At 70.6% G+C, this 18,604-nt stretch carries 22 protein-coding genes and 1 other RNA gene; 8 read left to right on the top strand and 15 right to left on the bottom strand.

Features of this window, described 5'->3' with window-relative positions; translation table 11 throughout:
* Positions 1 to 2: 2 nt before the first annotated feature.
* Both AB0E98_RS01160 and AB0E98_RS01155 read right to left on the bottom strand, forming a co-directional pair.
* Positions 3 to 356 (bottom strand): hypothetical protein, encoded by a 354-nt coding sequence (locus AB0E98_RS01160; protein ID WP_361697236.1) that lies wholly within the window; start codon positions 354 to 356, stop codon positions 3 to 5.
* 115 nt (positions 357 to 471) lie between these two features.
* Positions 472 to 792 (bottom strand): helix-turn-helix domain-containing protein, encoded by a 321-nt coding sequence (locus tag AB0E98_RS01155; protein WP_361697234.1) that lies wholly within the window; start codon positions 790 to 792, stop codon positions 472 to 474.
* A 222-nt stretch (positions 793 to 1,014) separates the two neighbouring features.
* Between AB0E98_RS01155 and AB0E98_RS01150 the strand changes: the two genes are divergently transcribed.
* Both AB0E98_RS01150 and AB0E98_RS01145 read left to right on the top strand, forming a co-directional pair.
* The gene (locus tag AB0E98_RS01150) at positions 1,015 to 1,563 is read left to right on the top strand and encodes a helix-turn-helix transcriptional regulator (protein ID WP_361697232.1); all 549 of its coding nucleotides are present in this window, start codon (positions 1,015 to 1,017) and stop codon (positions 1,561 to 1,563) included.
* A 119-nt stretch (positions 1,564 to 1,682) separates the two neighbouring features.
* The gene (locus AB0E98_RS01145) at positions 1,683 to 2,198 is read left to right on the top strand and encodes an ImmA/IrrE family metallo-endopeptidase (RefSeq protein ID WP_361697230.1); all 516 of its coding nucleotides are present in this window, start codon (positions 1,683 to 1,685) and stop codon (positions 2,196 to 2,198) included.
* 64 nt (positions 2,199 to 2,262) lie between these two features.
* Here the strand turns inward: AB0E98_RS01145 and AB0E98_RS01140 are convergent, their stop codons facing one another.
* Together AB0E98_RS01140 and rnpB are read right to left on the bottom strand one after the other, a co-directional pair.
* A complete protein-coding gene (locus AB0E98_RS01140; RefSeq protein WP_361697228.1) occupies positions 2,263 to 3,003 on the bottom strand; it encodes a hypothetical protein in 741 nt (246 codons plus the stop codon).
* 566 nt (positions 3,004 to 3,569) lie between these two features.
* Positions 3,570 to 3,981, bottom strand: an RNA gene (rnpB, locus tag AB0E98_RS01135) — RNase P RNA component class A.
* 140 nt (positions 3,982 to 4,121) lie between these two features.
* On the opposite strand from rnpB, the gene yaaA reads away from it, so the two are divergent.
* Positions 4,122 to 4,922 carry a peroxide stress protein YaaA gene (gene yaaA / locus AB0E98_RS01130; protein WP_361697226.1) on the top strand — a complete coding sequence of 267 codons (801 nt, stop codon included), beginning with the start codon at positions 4,122 to 4,124 and terminating at the stop codon, positions 4,920 to 4,922.
* A 56-nt stretch (positions 4,923 to 4,978) separates the two neighbouring features.
* Positions 4,979 to 5,617, top strand: coding sequence for a bifunctional 4-hydroxy-2-oxoglutarate aldolase/2-dehydro-3-deoxy-phosphogluconate aldolase (locus tag AB0E98_RS01125; RefSeq protein ID WP_361697224.1), 639 nt, complete (start codon positions 4,979 to 4,981; stop codon positions 5,615 to 5,617).
* Positions 5,618 to 5,640: 23 nt separating this feature from the next.
* Here AB0E98_RS01125 and AB0E98_RS01120 read toward each other — a convergent pair whose 3' ends face one another.
* From AB0E98_RS01120 to AB0E98_RS01110, 3 genes are all read right to left on the bottom strand, one after another.
* The gene (locus AB0E98_RS01120; protein WP_361697222.1) at positions 5,641 to 6,210 is read right to left on the bottom strand and encodes a DUF4232 domain-containing protein; all 570 of its coding nucleotides are present in this window, start codon (positions 6,208 to 6,210) and stop codon (positions 5,641 to 5,643) included.
* Between the two features lie 164 nt (positions 6,211 to 6,374).
* A complete protein-coding gene (locus AB0E98_RS01115) occupies positions 6,375 to 6,503 on the bottom strand; it encodes a DUF397 domain-containing protein (RefSeq protein ID WP_361698109.1) in 129 nt (42 codons plus the stop codon).
* Complete coding sequence (locus AB0E98_RS01110) at positions 6,460 to 7,419, bottom strand: helix-turn-helix transcriptional regulator (RefSeq protein ID WP_361697220.1); 960 nt, start codon at positions 7,417 to 7,419, stop codon at positions 6,460 to 6,462. The genes AB0E98_RS01115 and AB0E98_RS01110 overlap by 44 nt, the downstream gene beginning before the upstream one ends.
* A 110-nt stretch (positions 7,420 to 7,529) precedes the next feature.
* Between AB0E98_RS01110 and AB0E98_RS01105 the strand changes: the two genes are divergently transcribed.
* On the top strand, positions 7,530 to 7,877 hold the full coding sequence (locus AB0E98_RS01105; protein ID WP_361697218.1) for a hypothetical protein: 348 nt from the start codon (positions 7,530 to 7,532) through the stop codon (positions 7,875 to 7,877).
* Positions 7,878 to 8,340: 463 nt separating this feature from the next.
* On the opposite strand, the gene AB0E98_RS01100 is transcribed toward AB0E98_RS01105, so the two are convergent.
* Positions 8,341 to 8,793 carry an RICIN domain-containing protein gene (locus AB0E98_RS01100; RefSeq protein WP_361698107.1) on the bottom strand — a complete coding sequence of 151 codons (453 nt, stop codon included), beginning with the start codon at positions 8,791 to 8,793 and terminating at the stop codon, positions 8,341 to 8,343.
* A gap of 135 nt (positions 8,794 to 8,928) precedes the next feature.
* Between AB0E98_RS01100 and AB0E98_RS01095 the strand changes: the two genes are divergently transcribed.
* Entirely contained in the window at positions 8,929 to 9,546 is a 618-nt protein-coding gene (locus AB0E98_RS01095) for a response regulator transcription factor (protein ID WP_361697216.1), read from the top strand.
* A 28-nt stretch (positions 9,547 to 9,574) separates the two neighbouring features.
* Here the strand turns inward: AB0E98_RS01095 and AB0E98_RS01090 are convergent, their stop codons facing one another.
* The 4 genes from AB0E98_RS01090 to AB0E98_RS01075 all read right to left on the bottom strand — a co-directional run bounded on the left by AB0E98_RS01090 (position 9,575) and on the right by AB0E98_RS01075 (position 13,496).
* A complete protein-coding gene (locus AB0E98_RS01090; protein WP_361697214.1) occupies positions 9,575 to 10,756 on the bottom strand; it encodes a bifunctional RNase H/acid phosphatase in 1,182 nt (393 codons plus the stop codon).
* A 7-nt stretch (positions 10,757 to 10,763) separates the two neighbouring features.
* Positions 10,764 to 11,507 carry a C4-type zinc ribbon domain-containing protein gene (locus AB0E98_RS01085; protein ID WP_361698106.1) on the bottom strand — a complete coding sequence of 248 codons (744 nt, stop codon included), beginning with the start codon at positions 11,505 to 11,507 and terminating at the stop codon, positions 10,764 to 10,766.
* A gap of 14 nt (positions 11,508 to 11,521) precedes the next feature.
* Positions 11,522 to 12,361: a Nif3-like dinuclear metal center hexameric protein gene (locus AB0E98_RS01080; RefSeq protein WP_361697212.1), complete on the bottom strand. Its 840-nt coding sequence runs from the start codon at positions 12,359 to 12,361 to the stop codon at positions 11,522 to 11,524.
* Positions 12,362 to 12,455: 94 nt separating this feature from the next.
* A complete protein-coding gene (locus tag AB0E98_RS01075) occupies positions 12,456 to 13,496 on the bottom strand; it encodes an iron-siderophore ABC transporter substrate-binding protein (protein ID WP_361697210.1) in 1,041 nt (346 codons plus the stop codon).
* Positions 13,497 to 13,679: 183 nt separating this feature from the next.
* On the opposite strand from AB0E98_RS01075, the gene AB0E98_RS01070 reads away from it, so the two are divergent.
* Entirely contained in the window at positions 13,680 to 14,861 is a 1,182-nt protein-coding gene (locus AB0E98_RS01070; RefSeq protein WP_361697208.1) for a hypothetical protein, read from the top strand.
* A gap of 243 nt (positions 14,862 to 15,104) precedes the next feature.
* On the top strand, positions 15,105 to 15,272 hold the full coding sequence (locus AB0E98_RS01065) for a hypothetical protein (RefSeq protein ID WP_361697206.1): 168 nt from the start codon (positions 15,105 to 15,107) through the stop codon (positions 15,270 to 15,272).
* Positions 15,273 to 15,464: 192 nt separating this feature from the next.
* Here AB0E98_RS01065 and AB0E98_RS01060 read toward each other — a convergent pair whose 3' ends face one another.
* The 3 genes from AB0E98_RS01060 to AB0E98_RS01050 all read right to left on the bottom strand — a co-directional run bounded on the left by AB0E98_RS01060 (position 15,465) and on the right by AB0E98_RS01050 (position 18,430).
* Entirely contained in the window at positions 15,465 to 16,406 is a 942-nt protein-coding gene (locus AB0E98_RS01060; RefSeq protein ID WP_361697204.1) for a 3-oxoacyl-ACP reductase, read from the bottom strand.
* Positions 16,403 to 17,479 (bottom strand): Zn-dependent alcohol dehydrogenase, encoded by a 1,077-nt coding sequence (locus tag AB0E98_RS01055; RefSeq protein WP_361697202.1) that lies wholly within the window; start codon positions 17,477 to 17,479, stop codon positions 16,403 to 16,405. Before AB0E98_RS01055 ends, AB0E98_RS01060 begins: the two co-directional genes overlap by 4 nt.
* Before the next feature lie 66 nt (positions 17,480 to 17,545).
* Positions 17,546 to 18,430, bottom strand: a complete 885-nt coding sequence (locus AB0E98_RS01050) for a MaoC/PaaZ C-terminal domain-containing protein (RefSeq protein ID WP_361697200.1) — start codon at positions 18,428 to 18,430, stop codon at positions 17,546 to 17,548.
* Positions 18,431 to 18,604: the final 174 nt, after the last annotated feature.

Genomic DNA, 18,604 nt, shown 5'->3' with positions numbered 1-18,604 from the left:
GTTCACGCCGCGGGTGCCGTCTCCTCCGGCGCCGCGGTGATGCGGTAGACGCTGATGCGGTGGCCGTGCGTCGCCGGCGACGTGCTCGGCGCCGTCCGGCCGGTGGCGGTGATCGCGCCGGACGCGGCCAGGCCGCGCACCGCGGCGCCGAGCAGCCCGTGCTGCAGGTCCGGGAGCAGGTCGCGGAAGTCGTTCGCGGAGAACTCTGGCTGCGTCAGGCCGTGGTCGAGGATCAGCGCCTGCACCAACCGGAGTTGGTCACGGCTAGCCGCGGCGCGGATGCGCTGCAAGAGTCGGTTCGCTCGGCGCTCGGCACGGAACTCTGCAACGTGAACGGCCGCCGATGGTGCGGTCATCGGACGTCACCGCCGCGGTGCCGGCCCCTCCGGCGGCCCGGTACACCTTCGACGTGGAGCAGCCATGCCACGGTCGCGCCGCCTACGAGCAGGAATCCGATGATGATCCAGGCACTCATGCCGCGCACCGGTCATCTGCCCTGCGACCGGACCGGTCGCGCTTCGGTCGCGGCGCCCGGTTGAGCGGATTCAACTCGGGGTTGGATCGGGAGTCGGCCGCCTCGCACGCGTCCAGGTAGGCATCAAGCTCGGCGAGCCGGTAGACGACGTGACCCTCCATGCGGAAGGACTTGGGGCCGCGGCGGCGGTGGCGCCAGGTGCGCAGGGTGGGGACGGCAACGCCGAGGTACGCGGCAGCCTGCGCGGTGCGCAGCACGGCGGGCCGGATGACGTCCCCCCGGGCCGCGGATGAGCCGATGACGGCACCAGTGATCACAAAACCCCCCTGGGTTTAGCGGGGGACCTTGTTGCTCCCCGCGTCATCAACTTAGACAACGAAGTGCAACGAAACAAGCGATCAAAGTCATTCGATTGACATCGTTGGCTCGTTGGCGTTCCATGGCGTTGCAGCGCGTTCCCATGCGTTGCAGATCCAGATAGAGGGGACGTACCTTGACTATGACCAGGGAAACCACGGGCCAACGACGGGGCAAGGATCGTGAACGAGTCAAACGAGCGCTGGCAGCGACTCGGCACCGCCCTGCGGCAGGAACGGGAACGTCAGGGCCTGAGCCAGCAGCAGCTCGCCGACCGGGCGGGCGTATCCGCAGGCAGCGTGAAGAACGCCGAGAAGGGCGTGGCCCCGAAAGGCCGGCGACCGTACACCCTGACATCCATCGCAGGCGCCCTGGACTGGGCGCCCAGCTGCATCGACGACATCCTGTCGGGCAACCCTGCCCCCGCGCCGACCGTCCCGGTCGTAGAGGTGCAGCCGAACCTGGACCAGGTGTCCCAAGCCATGTACGGCGCACTGAAGTTCCAAATGGCGTGCCAACAGCACGGGGCCCCGCCGCAGGCGATTGCGGATTTCGAGGCGGCCACTCAGAGGCTGTTCGCTGCCACCATCCGGGCGCAGTCGGAGCGCCCCAGGTTGACGCAAGAACACTTCGAAGCGGTCGCCCACTCGCCCAAGGGCGACGGCGGACCCGAGAGCGACCGTCACGCGGTGGAAGAAGCCATCCGCCGGTTTGACGACGAAAACCTGTAACAACCCCGTTCCAGACATACCCCGCTTCAAGCAGCTACCACCATGAATGCCACTTGCACGTATCTGTGTAGCCATTCATGATCAGATAGCTACTTCTCGCTTGAAATGGGGGACGAACGATGACCCATGCCTTCGATCGGAAAGGCCGCTTCGCGCGGCTTTCACTGGTCGGCCCCGTGTGTGCCCGTGTGCCGGAGACCGGCGGCGAGCCCTACTCTCCTTGGGAGCGGGCCGAAGAACTCGGCTTGCACATTCGGCACGCTGAGCTTTCCGACTCGTGGGCATGGTGGGTGCCGTCCCGTCGCCTGATCATCGTCGCCAACCGCCTTACGACCGCCCAGGAGCGTTGCGCGCTCGCTCACGAGCTGGAGCACGCGCAGCGCGGTGACGTCGACTGTCGCGGGATTGAGCACCCCTCCGCCCGGACGTGGGGTCGTCGACAGGAGCGCCGCGCCGATGAGGCCGCGGCCCGTCGGCTGATCTCTACCGCTGCCCTTGAGGCGGCGATGCGCTGGGCGCACTCCTATGAGGAAGCAGCGCAGGAGCTGCAAGTCACCGAGCACATGCTTCGTGTGCGGCTCCGCCTTTACAGAAACGAACTTGAATGCCTGGATACATTGAGGATCGCTGGCTGACCAAGAAGAAGGACCCGGCCACCGGAAAGCGCAAACGGACTGCCCGCTACGGCACAGGAAAGCGTTACAAGGTGGCCGGTATACCCGGCGTCGCGGACTGCTCCTTCAACCTCCTTGAAGACGCCAAGACTTGGCTTTCCACTTCGCAGACCGACAGCACCCGCGGCACCTTCATCGACCCGCGCGACGGAAATGTCGCGCTCCGGTGGTACGTCGAGGAGAAGTGGTGGCCGACCCTTCGCGTGCCGCCGGGGACAAAGGAGTCGATGCGGCCCCGCGTCTTCAAGCACATACTCCCGCACGTCGGCCACTTGATGCTGAACCAGATTGGTTTCGACGAGGTCAAGGAGTGGCAGACCCGAGCCGAGGAGGACATCGACGTCAACACGCTGCGGACGACGTGGCGCCACTTCTCCAGCATCATGCAGGCCGCACACAAGGCGAAGCGCATCGGCGCGAACCCCTTTCGTGACCCGGACCTGAAGCCACCGAAGGAGCCGGAGAGCAAGACAAAGGCGTGGCCGCTCGAAACGGTCACGGCGGTGCGGAAAGCCCTTGCCGGCAGGTACCGCGTGCTCGTGGACCTCTCCGTCGGCTCAGGGCTCCGGCAGGGCGAAGCGTTCGGCTTCTCCCCGGACGACATGGACGGCGAGGTGATCCAAGTGACGCGGCAGATCGTCAAGATCGAGGGCAAGCTCGCGTTCGCCCCGCCGAAGGGCAACAAGACCCGTGAGGCGCCCTGTCCGCCCGAACTCACCAAGGCCGTCAACGCGCACGTCGCCGAGTTCGGCACGGTGGAGGTCACGCTGCCGTGGGTCGACCCGGACCGGCCGAACCTGCCGTGGGACAAACGACCGCTGGTCACGGTGCGCCTGCTGGTCACCACCACACGGACCGGCGGGAAGAGCGGGGGCGCGATCAACCGGTCCACGTTCGACGCGAAGCACTGGAAGCCGGCCCTCGTCGCGGCCGGTGTGATTCCGGAGCCGGAGATCACCATCGTCCCGCGGCCCGGTCGTCCGCCACTGAGGCGCGTGAAGTGGTCCATGCCGCGCGAGGACGGCTTCCACGGTCTCCGCCACACCTTCGCGTCGATCGTCCTGGCGGCCGGCGAGACGATCGTCCAGCTCGCGGCTTGGCTCGGTCACAGCGACCCGGCGTTCACGCTGCGGACCTACGTGCACTTCATGCCGAAGTCCGGGGCACGGGGCATGGCTGCCCTCGGCTCGCTGCTGGCGTTCGCCGTCCGCGCGGCGGTGCAGACGCAGGCCGGGATGCAGAGCGCTCCGGCGGATTCTCCCCAGATTCTCCCCAGGGCCCAAAAAGAAGCCCCCTCCGAGCCTGTTTTCGCAGGTCAGAGGGGGTTAGAGGCGGACGAGTCGGCCTGTACGCCGGGTTCTGTGCGCGCGGTCCCTTGCGGGAGCCGCGGCGGCGGCCATCCATCTAGGCCTGCCGTTGCCGACAGGCTCGTGCGGTCTACCCGCGGACTCGGGCAGGCTGCCCTCGATCGTCCGCGCAGGGCCGCCGCCGTGAAGCGACCGCCCCTCTTGACCTTGCTCCGGGTGGGGTTTACCTAGCCGCCTGGGTCACCCCAGGCGCTGGTGGTCTCTTACACCACCGTTTCACCCTTACCGGGAATCCGAAGATCCCCGGCGGTCTGTTTTCTGTGGCACTGTCCCGCGGGTCACCCCGGGTGGGCGTTACCCACCACCCTGCCGTGTGGAGCCCGGACGTTCCTCGGGAGACCCCCTGAAGGGTCCCACGCGGCCGCCCGGCCGGCTCGTCCGCCGTGCCCCCATGCTACCGGCCCACCACCAGGCCCGTTGACGCCGGGGCGATCACCCGGCCGCGTTAGGGTGCGACACGGATACGCAAACGGATACGCATACGTATGCGCAAGACGCTCGCCGAAGGAGATCGACCGTGCTCGTGCTGTTGCCGCCGTCCGAGGGGAAGGCCACGGGTGGCACCGGGCCCGCGCTGGACGCCGGGGCGCTCTCGCTGCCCGGCCTCGCGGTCGCCCGGGAGGCCGTGCTCGCCGAGCTGGTGGATCTCTGCGCGGGCGACGAGGACAAGGCCGCCGACGTCCTCGGCCTCTCCCCCGGCCTCCGCGGCGAGATCGCCAAGAACGCCACCCTGCGGACAGCCGGCACCCGCCCCGCCGGGGAGATCTACACCGGCGTCCTCTACGACGCCCTCGGCCTCGCCACCCTCGACGGCCCCGCCCGCCGCGCCGCCGAACGTTCCCTCCTCGTCTTCTCCGGCCTCTGGGGCGCGGTCCGGATCACCGACCCCATCCCCTCCTACCGCTGCTCGATGGGCGTCAAGCTCCCGGGCCTCGGCGCCCTCGGCGCGTACTGGCGCGGCCCCATGGCCGACGTCATGCCCGAGGCGGCGGGCGACGGCCTCGTCCTGGACCTGCGCTCCGCCGCCTACGCCACCGCCTGGAAGCCCAAGGGCGAGCTCGCCGAGCGGACGGCGACCGTGCGGGTGCTCCACTCCAAGGTCGTGGGAGGGGTGGAGAAGCGGTCGGTCGTCAGCCACTTCAACAAGGCCACGAAGGGCCGTCTCGTCCGCGACCTGCTGACCGCCGGCTTCGACCCGGCCGACCCCGCCGAACTCACCGGCACGCTGCGGGAGCTGGGCTATGTCGTCGAAGGCGACGACGCCCCCGTCAAGCGCGGCAAGCCGCAGGCGCTCGACGTGATCGTGACCGAGCTCTGACCCTCGCGTTGCACATGGTGCAACGTCCATTGTGGTGAGCGATCCGTCTCGGCAGGATGACGGGCGTGACCGATCTCCTTGATCTCTCGCCCGTCATCCCCGTCGTCGTCCTCCACGACATCGCCGACGCGATACCGCTCGCGCGGGCGTTGGTGGCGGGAGGACTGCCGGTGATCGAGGTCACCCTGCGGACCCACACCGCCCTGGACGCGATACGCGCGATTTCCGCTGAGGTACCGGAGGCGATCGTCGGCGCCGGAACGGTTCTGCGCCCCGCGCAGGCCGAGGCCGCCGTCGAGGCGGGAGCCCGCTTCCTGGTCAGCCCCGGCTGGACCGACCGGCTCCTCGACGGCCTCCGGGCGACCGGCATGCCGTTCCTGCCGGGCGTCGCCACGGCGTCGGAGGTGCTGGCGCTGCTGGAACGCGGGGTGCGCGAGATGAAGTTCTTCCCGGCGGAAGCAGCGGGTGGGGTCGACTACTTGCGGTCGTTGTCCGCGCCGCTGCCGACGGCTCGTTTCTGCCCTACGGGCGGGATCGGGCCCGAGTCCGCCCGCGAGTACCTGGCCCTGCCGAATGTGGGGTGCGTGGGTGGTACGTGGATGCTGCCGGCCGACGCGGTACGCACCCACGACTGGGAGCGGGTGCGTGAGCTCGCCGCGCAGGCGGCGGCGCTGCGGGGCGCCGCCGCCGCTTAGCCGCCGCCTGGCGGTCACCGGGGTCAGGACTGCGGCGTGTCCGCGTCCTTCACGGAGTCGATCGCGTCGCCGATGTTGTCCCGGTACAGGCCGAGCTTCGGGTTGAGCACGCGCGTGCCGGCTTCGAGGGGGAAGTTGAGCGTGTCGGCGTTGGGCATGTGGTCGCCGTCGGCCAGGACGTTCATCTCGTCGATGCCGGGCACGGTGCCGGTGGTCGCACCGGTGGGGTTGAGGTCGACGACCGCGTACGCGGTCTGCCCGGCGTGCAGCGCGTAGGCGGGCGGGCCGCCGAGCCCACCGGGGACGAGGGGCTTTACATTGCGGCTCTGGTCGGCGGAGTGCGAGTCGCCCAGGTGGACCAGCGGAAAATAGCTCAGACCGCAGGAATTCGCGCCCAGGTTGCGCACCTCGATCAACCGCTGGCTGGGCGCCGCGTTCCAGCCGGACACCTGCACCGACAGCTGCTCCGTGGAGCACGGGTGGGAGTAGGCGTAGCTGTCGCTGTTGTCGGGGTTGGTTGCTGCGGAGGCGGTCGCGGACGGGAGAACGGTCAGCGCGACGGCGCCGAGGAGGAGGGCGGAAGCGGTCTTCATGGACACGGTGGGGCCTTTCGATGCGATCGGTTCGAACGCCTCAACCGTGCGTCGCATCCCGTCCCAGGCGCTACGGTCCGGCCGCGGTTAGGGACGCTGGAACGGTTCCATAGTCCCTGACCTGCGGTGATGCCCTCTCCTGGAACGCCGTTCCGGAACGTGTCCTAGACGGCGCCCCGCTTCAGCCCGTCCACGAAGGCCGCCCACGCGGCGGGCCGGAAGACCAGGGCGGGGCCCTGGGGAGCGAACTTACTGTCCCTTACGGGGACGAAGTCGGGGATACCGGGGGCTATTTCTATGCAGTTGCCGGCGTCGTTGCCGCTGTAGCTGCTTTTGCGCCACGTTGCCATTGCGCTCATACCCTTCCATTGCATCTCTGATCAAGGCGGCGGAGTCGGGACCTGAGAGGCAGTCAGCCCTGAGCACATCGTAGAGCTTGGTGTAGCGCGCGATAATTGCCGGATCGTTGATGAAATGGCCCGCCTCCAAGGATTCCGAGTACACCCAGTCCTGCCCGTCGGGCAGGCTGATCAGCGACATTGAGCCCTTTGGCCTGGCCAGCTGCGCGTTGAAGGGCACTACCTGGACCCCCATGTTCGTCCGCTCGCCCGCGAGCAGAAGCTGCGCGCACTGGTCGCGCATCACCGCCGCGTTCCCGACGACGTTGCGAATGGTGCTCTCGTCCAGGACCACGACCAGAAGCGGGCCGTCGAACTCCAGGAAGCGCTGCTGTCGGCTCATTCGGGCCGTCACCCGCTCGTCCAGTTCGCGGCCCGAGGAGAATTGCGAGAGCAGTGCTCGCGCATATTCCTCGGTCTGCAACAGGCCCGGCACCACGTCGATCTGGTACTCGCGAAGCGCTACCGCCTTCTCCTCCATCTCCACTCGCCGTTTGAACCAGTCCGGATGACTGACCTCCGGGTACCAGTCGATCTTCCGCCACAGCTTGGCGAACATCTCCCCCGTACCCAGCTCCCGATCGCACGCCAGCACAAACCGCCGCTGCGGAACCCGCGTCCCCGTCTCCACCCTCGCCACCAGCGACCGATCGCATGGGATCTTCACCGCCAGATCCCCCTGCGTCAGCCCCGCCACCTCCCGGTGGTGCCGCAGCACCTCCCCGAACACCGCCGCCGTCGTGGCTCCCGCTCCGCCACTCCCGTCACGCCGCATCGCCGCACCGTCCTCCCCCTGTTCCAGGTTGCCCATGGCACGTGCAAAACGTTGAGAGCGTAGGCAGCGATCCGCAACTCTGTCCTTACAACAAGTAGTTGGTCACCCACACGAGCGTGTTTCAACGGCCGAAATCAAGGAAACCGATGGTTCCTCTCAGCTACTCCACCTCCCCACGCCCCTCCGACGCGGACCTGCGCCGGCTCTCCGCGCAGACCGCGCGTGAGCTACAGACCGTCTGTCGCGATCACGGCTGGGCCCTGCACATCACCGCCGGCGAACCCGCGAGCGGCAGCGCGTATGTGCAGTTCCCGCCGCTTCGTGTGGATGTGGCGCAGGAGATCATCGCCGGGCTGCGGCGGCTGCTCACCAACCGTTGTGCCGAATGCGCGGCGATCAAGAAGCGACGCGCCCAGGCGATCAGGGACAAGGACATGACCACGGCGGCCGCCGCTGCCGCGGCCATGGGGCGACACCAACGGGCGGTTCACTGACAACATATGGCCTACACATGACCGGCGGCGCGCTAACCTGCTGCCGCCATGAACGATTTCGTTGACGAAGCACGCTCGCGAGTCGCACATCTGCTCCGGATGGCCAATACGACCGATGACCGGATGCGGGCACAGATCATCGAGTACGCCGATACGACCCCCGAGCCCCCGGTGATAAGCAGGGGGGCCGGGATCGTCACGACCGGCTGTTCCCGGTGTCTGCGGACGGCCTGGCGGCAGCACGACTCCGAGGGGCCGCTGTGGGTGTGCGGCACGTGCGGGCACGTGGAGCCGATCACCATGCGGTGTCCGGAGTGCGATGTCGATATGAAGCCGCCACGTATGGGCGCGCCCGACCACTGGGAGTGCCCCACTTGCGACCGGGTCGGATCGACTCTCGCCTCGTCATGACAAAGCCGCGCCCCGCGAAACCGATCGCGGGGCGCGGGCTCGGCCTTGATGGTCAGATGGTCCAGCGCTGGTAGTTGCCGCCATTGCAGTCGTGCGGGTACATGGACGAGCCGTTGGTGTCCAGGCACTTGCCCGTCGCCACGTTCTGGAGCTGGTACGGGTAGCCGTTGAAGGTCCAGCGTTGGTAGTTGCCGCCGTTGCAGTCGTGCGGGTACATGGACGAGCCGTTGGTGTCGAGACACTTGCCCGTCGCGACGTTCTGCAGCTGGTAGCCGCTGCCGCCGGCGTTTCTCGTCCAGCGCTGGTAGTTGCCGCCGTTGCAGTCGTGGGGGTAGATCGACGAGCCGTTGGTGTCCAGGCACTTGCCCGTCGCCACGTTCTGGAACTGGAAGGGGCCGTCCAGCGCCGACGACGCGCTCGCGCCGGCGGCCGGTGCGAACGCGGTGAGCGCCGCGGTGATCACAGCGGCCCCTGCGGCCAGCGCGGACTTCTTGCCCTTGAACATGGACCTCACTGATGCCTCCCTGTCGAACCCGTTCGCTGCTGTTTCGTTCGAACACAGCTTGAACGTCGAGGAATTGGCTCAGTAGTGCGAGAAATCACCGGTTGGCCGGGAGTTCGCACGGGGAGGGACTGACACATGTCACGCGCATCCGTGATCCGTGTCGTGCTCACCGGTGACGAACTCCTCTCCCGGGGAGCGTTGGCCGCGCTGCTGGAGCTCGAAGCGGACTTCCGTGTCGTCGCACAGACCGATGACTGCCTCACCGCCGTCGGCGTGGTGACCGAACAGCGACCGGATCTGGTCGTCCTGGACCTGGAACCGCCCGCGCGGGACGCGGCGGAGGCGGCACGGACCATCCGCCGGGCCGGGGACGTGCCGATCGTCCTGCTCACCCGGTGCACCCGGCCCGGGGCGCTGCGCCGGGCCCTCGCGGCGGGGGTGCACGGGTATGTGCCGAAGAGCACCGAGGCGTCGAAGCTGGCGGGGATCCTGCGGGGGGTGTGCGCCGGGGAGCCGTATGTGGATCCGCAGGTCGCGGTGCTGGCCCTGACCCGGCCGGGGTGTCCGCTGACCGCGCGGGAGCTCGATGTGCTGCGGTACACGCTGCGGGGGGCGGCGGTGACGACGATCGCGGAAGGGATCAGTCTGTCGCCGGGGACCGTGCGCAACTACCTGTCTTCGGCCATGCACAAAGTCAACGCGCGTACGCGTCATGAAGCGGCGGAGCTGGCTTGGGAGGAGGGGTGGTTGTAGGACCCCACCCCTCCTGCCGGAGGTGTGCCTACCGCAGGTGCGACGTGTCGTTCAGCAGCCTCAGCGACGCGTTGCCGTCCCCGTAGTACGCCACCGCCGACAGCGACGCCGCCGAGAGTTCCATGCGGAACAGGGACTCGGGCGGGGCGCCCAGGGCGAGCCGTACCAGGGTCTTGATCGGCGTCACGTGCGTGACCAGCAGCACCGTGCGGCCGGCGTAGCGGGTGATGAGCTTGTCGCGGGAGAGGGAGACGCGGCGGGCGACCGTCGCGAAGCTCTCGCCGCCGCCCGTCGGGGCGGCCTTGGTCGAGGCGAGCCAGGCGTCGAGGTCCTCGGGGAAGCGCTCGCGGGCCTCGGCGAAGGTCAGGCCCTCCCAGCTGCCGAAGTCGGCCTCGCGGAGGCCCTCCTCGACGCGGACGTCCAGGCCGAGCCGGTCGGCGATGGCGCCGGCCGTTTCCCGGCACCGGCGCATCGGCGAGCTGACGATCGCCTGGATGGTGCCGCGCGCGGCGAGCGCGGCGGCGGCCGCCTCGGCCTGGCGGCGGCCGGCGGCGGACAGCTCCGGGTCGGTGCCGCCGCTGCCGGAGAATCGCTTCTCCGGAGTGAGGGCGGTCTCGCCGTGGCGGAGCAGGACGAACGTGGTGGGGGCGCCGAGGTCGGCGGGGGCGGCCCAGCCGATGGGGGCGGCCTTGGGCTCGGCCAGGGGTTCGGCGGCGGGGACCTCCAGGGCGGCCGCGACTCCGGACGTGCCCCGGTCGCCCCGGTCCGCCGACGAGAGGCCCGGCTCCCACTGGCGGCCCGCCTTGCCCGCGTCCATGGCCTCGTTGGCCAGCCGGTCCGCGTGCTTGTTCTTCTCGCGCGGGATCCACTGGTAGGAGACCTGGCCCGCCGGGTAGAGGCGCTGGGCCCGGGCGGCGAGCGGCTTCATGTCCGGGTGCTTGATCTTCCAGCGGCCGGACATCTGCTCGACGACGAGCTTGGAGTCCATGCGGACCTGGATCTCGGCGTCGGGGTCGAGGGCGCGGGCGGCCTCCAGGCCGGCGATCAGGCCCTTGTACTCGGCGACGTTGTTCGTGGCCGTGCCGATGTACTCGGCGGCCTCGGCGAGCGCCTCGCCGGTGACGGCGTCGAGGACGACCGCGCCGTAGCCGGCGGGGCCCGGGTTGCCCCGGGAGCCGCCGTCGGCCTCGACGATGAAGCGGTTGGGCATGGCCGGCTTACAGGCCCGACTCGGACGTGCGGACCAGGATGCGGCTGCAGTTCTCGCAGCGGACGATCTCGTCGGCGGCGGCCTTGCGGACCTCGTTGAGCTCGGTGATGTCGAGCTCCAGACGGCAGCCCTCGCAACGGCGCTGGTTGAGGCGGGCGGCGCCGACGCCGCCGGACCGGGCGCGGACCTTGTCGTAGAGCTTGATCAGGTCGGCCGGGACGGAGCCGGCGACGACCTCGCGCTCCTTGGTGACGGTGGCGACCTCGGCGTCGATGGTCGCGGTGGCGGCGTCGCGGCGGGCGACGGCGTCGTCGACCTTGGCCTGGACGGAGGCGACGCGGCCGGTCAGCTCGGTGCCCCGCTCGGCGGCGGCCTCACGGCGCTCCATGACCTCCAGGACGACGTCCTCCAGGTCGCCCTGGCGCTTGGCGAGGGAGGCGATCTCGTGCTGGAGCTTCTCCAGGTCCTTGGGGGACATGCCGGCGCCGGAGTCCAGGCGCTGCTGGTCGCGGGCGGCGCGCTGGCGGACCTGGTCGACGTCCTGCTCGGCCTTGGCCTGCTCGCGGGCGCAGTCGCTCTCCTCGGTCTGCGCGGCGACGAGGAGGTCGCGGTGCTGGGCGAGGTCACCTTCGAGGGCGGTGATCTCGGCGTGCTCGGGGAGACTCTTGCGCTTGTGGGCGAGCTGGGTGAGGCGGACGTCCAGGGCCTGGAGGTCGAGGAGACGGATCTGGTCGGCGGGCGCGGCGTTGATTTGGGGGCTCCTGATTACTGGTGATGGGAGGACGACGCCGCGTGGGCGGTCCAGGGGTCGGTGACCGTACGGGAGACATGGGTGCGCAGGCCCCAGCCGTGGCGGTCGGAGATCTCGTCGAGCTGGGCGGCGGCCTGCTCGGTCCAGGGCCATTCGGTGGCCCAGTGGGCGGCGTCGATCAGGGCGAGCGGGCTCTGCGCCCGCGCGTCGGACGCCGGGTGGTGGCGCAGGTCGGCGGTGACGTAGGCGTCGACGCCGGCGGCCCGCACCTCGTCGAAGAGGGAGTCGCCGGAGCCGCCGCAGACGGCGACCGTGCGGATGAGGCGCTCGGGGTCGCCCGCGGCGCGGATGCCCTGGGCGGTGGCGGGCAGCCGCTTGGCGGCGCGCTCGGCGAAGGCGGCCAGGGTCAGCGGCGGGTCGAGCTCGCAGACCCGGCCGAGGCCGCGGCGGCCGGCGGGGTCGCTCGGGTCGGGCACGAGCGGGGCGACGACGCGCAGGTCGAGGGCGCCGGCGAGGGCGTCGGAGACACCCGGGTCGGCGCGGTCGGCGTTGGTGTGCGCGACGTGCAGCGCGATGTCGTTCTTGATCAGGGTGTGCACGGCGCGGCCCTTGAAGGTGCCGGCCGAGACCGTCGTCGTCCCCCGCAGATAGAGGGGGTGGTGGGCGACGATCAGATCGGCGCCGAGCTCCACGGCCTCGTCGACGACTTCCTGGACGGGGTCGACGGCGAACAGGACCCGGGTGACCTCGGCGCCGGGGTCGCCGCAGACCGTACCGACGGCGTCCCACTGCTCGGCTCGCTCCGGAGGCCAGAGGGCTTCGAGGGCGGCGATGACTTCAGACAGTACGGGCACGGAGGAAAGGCTACCTTCCTCCGTGCCCACCCTTCGCTGACGCGTGGGGCTGCGCCGCTCCGTCCTACTTCTTTCCCTACTTCTTCACCGGGTCCTACTTCTTCACCAGGAAGCCTCGGAGATCGTCGAGAACGCTGTCGGCCGCCGTGACACCGAGGCCGAGGTACCAGGTCTCGTCGGAGACGTTCTTCGCCCGACCGTCCTTGACCGCCTTCAGGCTCTTCCAGAGCGGGTTGTCCTCGGCGGTGTCGCGCTTGGTCTTGTCCGGGTCGCCGTAGACGCCGGTGAAGATCCAGTCGGCGTCGGCCTTGTCGATGTTCTCGGGGCTGATCTCCACGGCGAGCTTGTCGGCCTGCTGGTTCTTGGGCCGGGGCAGGCCGGCGTCCTTCAGGACGGTGCCGATGAAGGACTGCTGCGCGTACAGACGGGTGAACTGCGGCAGGTAGCGCAGCATGGTGACCGTCGGCTTCTTGTCGCCGAGGTCGGCGCCGAGCTTCTTCGCCTTGGCCTCGTAGTCCGCCAGCTGCTTCTTGGCCTCGGCGGTCCTGTCGAGGGCGGCGGCGTTGAGGAGGTAGTTCTCCTTCCAGGTGAAGCCCGGGCGGACGGAGAACACGGTCGGGGCGATCTTCGAGAGGTCCTTGTAGTGCTTCTCGGCGCGGAGCTTGCTGCCGAGGATCAGATCGGGCTTGAGCTCGTTGATCGCTTCGAGGTTGAGGTTGTTGATCGTGCCGACGCTCTTGGGCTCGCCGACGTCCTTCTTGAGGTAGCCGGGGATGTCCATGCTGCCCTCGCTGGGGGCCCAGCCGACGGGCTTGAGGCCGAGCGAGACGACGTTGTCGAGCTCGCCGACGTCGAGGACGACGACGCGCTGGGGGCGCTGCTTGATCTCCGTCTTGCCCAGGGCGTGGGTGACGGTGCGCGGGAACTGGCCGGGGGCCGCGTCCGTGCCCATCTTCGCGGTCTGCTCGGCGGCCTTGCCGAAGTCCTTGCCCTTCTCGGACACCGCCTTCGAACCGGCGCCACCGTCCTTGCCCGATTCCGAGGAGCCGCCGGACGAGCCGCCGCAGGCGGTGAGGGAGAGCGCGGCGGCTATGGACAGGGCTGCGACTGCGGTGCCGCGGCGGCGGAGGGACATGGGGACTCCTGGCTAGGTACTTAGGATCGCCTTACCTTAATCCCACGCCTTCCCGGAAGCACACCCACCCCCCTTTCTCAGGCGAACCGGACAACTAACCACCCATACGGGTGAACCACCCTGGGTCGTAGGCCTCCACGGGAATCCGGATAACTACGTTCTGTGCCGGAGGTGACGTTTCCCATGACGGTCTGTGCTCCCCACGGCCCCCAGAGCACTCCGCAGAGCCTTCCGCGGAGCGCGCCGCCGGAGGACCTGAGACGCCCGGCGTTCACCGTTACGGTGGACGGCTCGTACGCGGCCTGGCTCGCTCTCGGCCGCGGCACGGACGGCTGGTTCCCCGAGCGCTGGACCCTCGACGGCCCCGAGCCCTACGCGGTGTCCCTGCCCGGCACCCAGCCCGAGGAGCCGGACAGCCAGCTGCTCCCCCTGACCGACGGCCGGGTCGTCATCCGCCGCCGCGTCGCCGAGCGGTACGCGCTGTCGCTCCTCTACCCCACCGGGCCCGGCACCGGCGAACTGCCGCTCGGCGCCATCGAGTGCCCGTATCTGTGCCTGCTGCCCCCCGCGCCCGACGGCGCCTCCGCCTACGCCCTCGTCCACGGCGAGGAACAGACCACCCTCTGGCGGGTGTACGGCGGCAGCGGCGGCCCCCAGCTGCTGGCCACGGTGCCGGGACGGTGCGAGGGCGGCGCCTGGCTGGACCGCTCCGGGCGGCTGCTCGCCCTGGACCGGGAGCTGGACGGGCTGACCAAGGCCGTCGTCGTCGACCTGGGCCGGGGCGGCGAGACCAGCCCGCTGCTCCAGATCACCGAGAAGAGCAACGACCGGCTGCTGCTCGCCGAGCCCGACAGCGGTCTGCTGCTCGTACGCTCCGACGCGCCCGGCGTCGACCGGCTGGGCTGGGGCGTACTGGGCTCGGCACGGCCCGTCCGCTTCCCCGAGTGCCTGCTGCCGGCGGACGCCGAGCTGACCCCCTTCGCCGCCCGGCCGGGCCAGGGCCTGGCCCCCGAGGAGTGCGCGGTGGCGTTCCGCGTCGACCAGGGGGCGGGCGACGACTGGGTGGGCGTGTGGAGCGCGGCCACCAAGCGGCTGCGGCGCTTCCCCGGCCCGACGGGCTGGCTCGCGGGGGCCGGGCTCTGGACGGCGGGTGGTGAGCTGCGGCTGCCGTTCGTGACGACGAGCGTGCCGTGCGGGCTGGCGCGGGTGCCGGTGCCGACGTCGGTGCCGGTTTCTGTGCCGGTGTCGGTGTCGGACGAGGCCGAGGACTTCTCCGACCCGTCGGCCTCGTCGGCCATGTCCATGGTGCCGGTGCCCGTGCCGCGGCCGCCCCGGCCTGTGCCGCTCCAGCAGGCGCCGCTCTAGCGGGTGCCCTGCGCACGTACTCCGTAACGGGGCACAAGGCGGACACACCGTAGGGGACGGGTGGCCCGGTGATCAAGGCCCCGTTAAACTTCGGGTGGGGGTCGCGCGGCCGTAGCCGGTCTTTCCAACGACCGTAGCTGGGTGGCGTGTTGGCGGTTGCGTCTGACGTGGTGTTACGTCGTGTGAGGCGGTGCCGTGGCCCCCGTGCGTACGCTTCCCCATCCGACGGAGTGACTTTTCCTCATGCCCGATGCCCGAACCGACACGACCGAGGCGCGCCCGCTCATCGATGCGTCCGCCGCACAGGCCGCTGCCGCCGGCACCGGCAGGCACCGTGGTCCGGTGTCCCCGGACGACAACGCGGCAGCCAGTGCCGCCACGCACGGCAAGCACCGGCGCGAGGCCGACTGACGTCGGTTTCGCCCGACCGGCCCGTACGGCCGTCACCTGGGCCCGCGCTCGCGGGGGCCGTGGTGACGGCCGTTTCGCTGCCCCGGTCCCGCCCTTTCTCCCCCGGCTACCGCTGGGAGGTGCCCCCAGTTTCCCGGGGCTCCGCCCCCGGACCCCGCTCCTCAAGCGCCGGAGGGGCTGAGATTCAGCCCGTCAGGGGAGCAGCGCCGCGAAGCCCTCACCCGCATCCCGCGTCGCGTAATAAGGGGTCAGGACCCGATCCAGCTCCTCGATCGTGAAGACCTCCCCCTTCGTGTCGAAGCGCGCCACGACCTTCGGCCGTTCCATCACCGCCACCATCCCCCCGTGGACCACGAAGACCTGCCCCGTGATGCCCGCCGCAGGCGGCGACGCCAGGTAGGAGACCAGCGGGGCGACGTGCTCCGGGGCGAGCGGGTCGACGCCGCCCTCCCCGGACGGGCCGACCGCCGCGAAGACGTCCTCCGTCATACGGGTCCGCGCGCGCGGACAGATCGCGTTCACGGTGACGCCGTACTTCCGGAGGGCGGAGGCCGTCGAGAGGGTCAGGCCGACGATGCCGCCCTTGGCCGCCGCGTAGTTCGGCTGGCCGGGCGAGCCGGCCAGGAAGGCCTCGGAGGAGGTGGTGACGATCCGGCCGTGGACCGGGGCGTCGCCCGTCGCCTTGGAGCGGTCGCGCCAGTGCGCGGCCGCGAAGCGGATCGTGTTGAAGTGGCCCTTGAGGTGGACTCGGACGACCGCGTCCCACTCGTCCTCGGTCATCGAGAAGACCATCCGGTCCCGGAGGATGCCCGCGTTGTTGACCAGGACGTCCAGCGAGCCGTAGGTGTCGAGCGCCAGCTCCACCAGTTCCCGGGCCTGCCCGAAGTCGGATACGTCGCCGGTGTGGGCGACGGCCTCACCGCCCGCCGCCCGGATCTCCGCGACGACCGACTCGGCCGGGCCTGCGGACTCCTCGCCGGAGCCGTCGCGGCCGGGGCGGCCGTAGTCGTTGACGACGACGCGGGCGCCGTGCCGGGCGAGCTCCAGGGCCTCGGCCCGGCCGAGGCCGCGACCGGCGCCGGTGACGATCGCCGTCCGGTCGCGGAGGGTGCGCAGCGGCCGGCCGGCGCTCACAGCATCACCCAGGTGCGCAGGGCCTCGCCCGTGCGCATCTGCTCGATGGCGTCGTTGACGCGGGCGAGCGGCACCCGGTGGGTGATCAGGCCTTCGAGGTCCACGCGGCCCGCGCGCCAGAGGGCGATCGCGCGGTCGTAGGAGCGGCGGACGTCACCTCCGCCGTACAGGGAGGGCAGGATCCGCTTCTCGTCGAAGAACAGCTCGAACATGCTGACGCGGAAGTGGTCGTCGAGGGCGCCCGCGCCGACGACGCAGAGGGTGCCGCCGCGCCGGGTGGCCTCGTAGGCGGTGCGGGTGGTGGCGGAGGTGCCGACGACCTCGAAGACGTAGTCGAAGCCCTCGCCGGAGGTGACGCGTGACGAGGCGTCGGTCAGGCCCTCGGGGGCGACGGCCTCGGTGGCGCCGAAGCGCAGGGCCGCCTCGCGGCGGGAGGCCACCGGGTCGACGGCCACGATCCGGGCCGCGCCGCAGACCTTCGCGCCCTGGATGGCGGAGATGCCCACGCCGCCGCAGCCGATGACGGCGACGGACGCGCCGGGCTCCACCTTGGCGGTGTTGAGCACCGCGCCGAGCCCGGTGGTGACGCCGCAGCCGAGGAGGGCGGCGATCTCGTAGGGCACGTCGTCGGGGATGGGCACGGCGCAGCCCGCGCCGACGACGACCTCTTCTGCGAAGGTGCCGGTGCCGGCGAAGCCGTAGAGGTCCTCGGAGCGGTGCCGGAAGTTGGGGGCGGCGGCGTTGGTCAGGCCCGCGAGGCAGAGGTGGGTCTGACCGCGGGTGCAGGAGGCGCAGTCGCCGCAGGGGGGCAGCCAGCAGATCAGGACGCGGTCGCCCGGGCGGACGTGGGTGACGCCCTCCCCCACCTCGACGACGTCCCCGGCGCCCTCGTGGCCGGGGACGAGGGGGGCGCGCTGGGGCAGGACCCCGGACATCGCGGAGAGGTCGGAGTGGCACAGTCCGGCGGCCCGGACGCGGATTCTGACCTTGCCGGGGCCGAAGCCGACGGTCTGGACGCCGTCGAGGACGTCGAGGGTCTCCTGCCCGGTCTTGTGCTGTACGGCGGCGCGCATGGCGGTGCTCCCTTCACGGGTGGCGGTGCGGGTGCGGGTGCGGACGCGCTTGCTGGGCGTTGACGGTTACGCGTACTCGACGAGCGTGTCGGTCAGCACGGGCGCGTCGTCACGCTCGACGACGCCGGCGGTCACCTGGACGCGGCCGGGTGCCGGGGTGTCGCGCCAGATCCGTACGCGCAGGGTCTCGCCGGGGTGGACGACGCCGGCGAAGCGGGTGGCGTAGGAGCGCACCCGGGTCACGTCGCCGCCGAGCACGGTGTCCACGACGGCCTTGAGGACGATGCCGTAGGAGCACAGGCCGTGGAGGATCGGCCTGTCGAAACCGGCGAGCCGGGCGAACTCGGGGTCGGCGTGGAGGGGGTTCCAGTCGCCGGAGAGGCGGTAGAGGAGGGCCTGGTCCTCGCGGACGTACCGGTCGACGGTGATGCCGGGCTCGGCGTCGGGGGCGGGGAGGCGCTCGGTGACGCCGCGTTCGCCGCCGAAGCCGCCCTCGCCCTTGACGAAGATCTCGCTGACGCCGGTCCACAGCGGCCCGTCGTCGTCCTCGGTGTCCGAGCGCAGCACGATGACGGCCGCCTTGCCCTTGTCGTAAACGGCGGCGACGCGTGACGTCTGGGTGACGCCGGTGGCGCGGATGGGCAGGGGGCGGTGGAGGGTGACGGTCTGCCCGCCGTGGAGGACGGCGGCGAGGTCGACGTCGATGCCGGGCATGGAGAGGGCGCCGGCCACGGCGCGGCCGCCGCCGGCGACCGTCGCGAAGCTCGGGAGGACGTGGAGCCGGCTCTCCAGGGTGTAGCGCAGTTCGCCGGGGTCGGTGGCGAGGCTCCGCCCGCCCTGGCGCGAGCCCGCGCCGATGCCGAGGTGGTAGAGCAGGACGTCCTTGTGGTCCCAGGCGAGCGAGGCGGTCCGGGGTGCGGCGGTGGTGGCCTTGACCGGGTCGATGGGCATGGAGGTGTGCGCTCCTTCGCCGTCCGGAATGCGTGGGGCCGTTGACCAGAACCGACCAGAACCGACTAGAACGCGTTCTACTCAACGGGCCCTCATGTATAGCCGATTCCGGTTGACGCCGGAAGACACTCGACGACAGGGGGAGGGCAAATGTCATGAGCGGGCGGGGACATC

Origin of the sequence: Streptomyces sp. NPDC037389, assembly GCF_040636475.1 — a bacterium.
Lineage (GTDB): Bacteria > Actinomycetota > Actinomycetes > Streptomycetales > Streptomycetaceae > Streptomyces > Streptomyces hesseae.
This window is presented reverse-complemented; position numbering and strand designations above follow the sequence as displayed.

Bases quoted from the DNA above. Each gene is read 5' to 3' on its own strand.
- AB0E98_RS01120 (WP_361697222.1), bottom strand. From the start codon at position 6,210: ATGAAGACCGCTTCCGCCCTCCTCCTCGGCGCCGTCGCGCTGACCGTT.
- AB0E98_RS01145 (WP_361697230.1), top strand. From the start codon at position 1,683: ATGACCCATGCCTTCGATCGGAAAGGCCGCTTCGCGCGGCTTTCACTG.
- AB0E98_RS01095 (WP_361697216.1), top strand. From the start codon at position 8,929: ATGTCACGCGCATCCGTGATCCGTGTCGTGCTCACCGGTGACGAACTC.
- AB0E98_RS01050 (WP_361697200.1), bottom strand. From the start codon at position 18,430: ATGCCCATCGACCCGGTCAAGGCCACCACCGCCGCACCCCGGACCGCC.
- AB0E98_RS01105 (WP_361697218.1), top strand. From the start codon at position 7,530: ATGGTTCCTCTCAGCTACTCCACCTCCCCACGCCCCTCCGACGCGGAC.
- AB0E98_RS01075 (WP_361697210.1), bottom strand. From the start codon at position 13,496: ATGTCCCTCCGCCGCCGCGGCACCGCAGTCGCAGCCCTGTCCATAGCC.
- AB0E98_RS01100 (WP_361698107.1), bottom strand. From the start codon at position 8,793: ATGTTCAAGGGCAAGAAGTCCGCGCTGGCCGCAGGGGCCGCTGTGATC.
- AB0E98_RS01090 (WP_361697214.1), bottom strand. From the start codon at position 10,756: ATGCCCAACCGCTTCATCGTCGAGGCCGACGGCGGCTCCCGGGGCAAC.
- AB0E98_RS01065 (WP_361697206.1), top strand. From the start codon at position 15,105: ATGCCCGATGCCCGAACCGACACGACCGAGGCGCGCCCGCTCATCGAT.
- AB0E98_RS01110 (WP_361697220.1), bottom strand. From the start codon at position 7,419: ATGGGCAACCTGGAACAGGGGGAGGACGGTGCGGCGATGCGGCGTGAC.
- AB0E98_RS01160 (WP_361697236.1), bottom strand. From the start codon at position 356: ATGACCGCACCATCGGCGGCCGTTCACGTTGCAGAGTTCCGTGCCGAG.
- AB0E98_RS01125 (WP_361697224.1), top strand. From the start codon at position 4,979: ATGACGGGCGTGACCGATCTCCTTGATCTCTCGCCCGTCATCCCCGTC.
- AB0E98_RS01055 (WP_361697202.1), bottom strand. From the start codon at position 17,479: ATGCGCGCCGCCGTACAGCACAAGACCGGGCAGGAGACCCTCGACGTC.
- AB0E98_RS01070 (WP_361697208.1), top strand. From the start codon at position 13,680: ATGACGGTCTGTGCTCCCCACGGCCCCCAGAGCACTCCGCAGAGCCTT.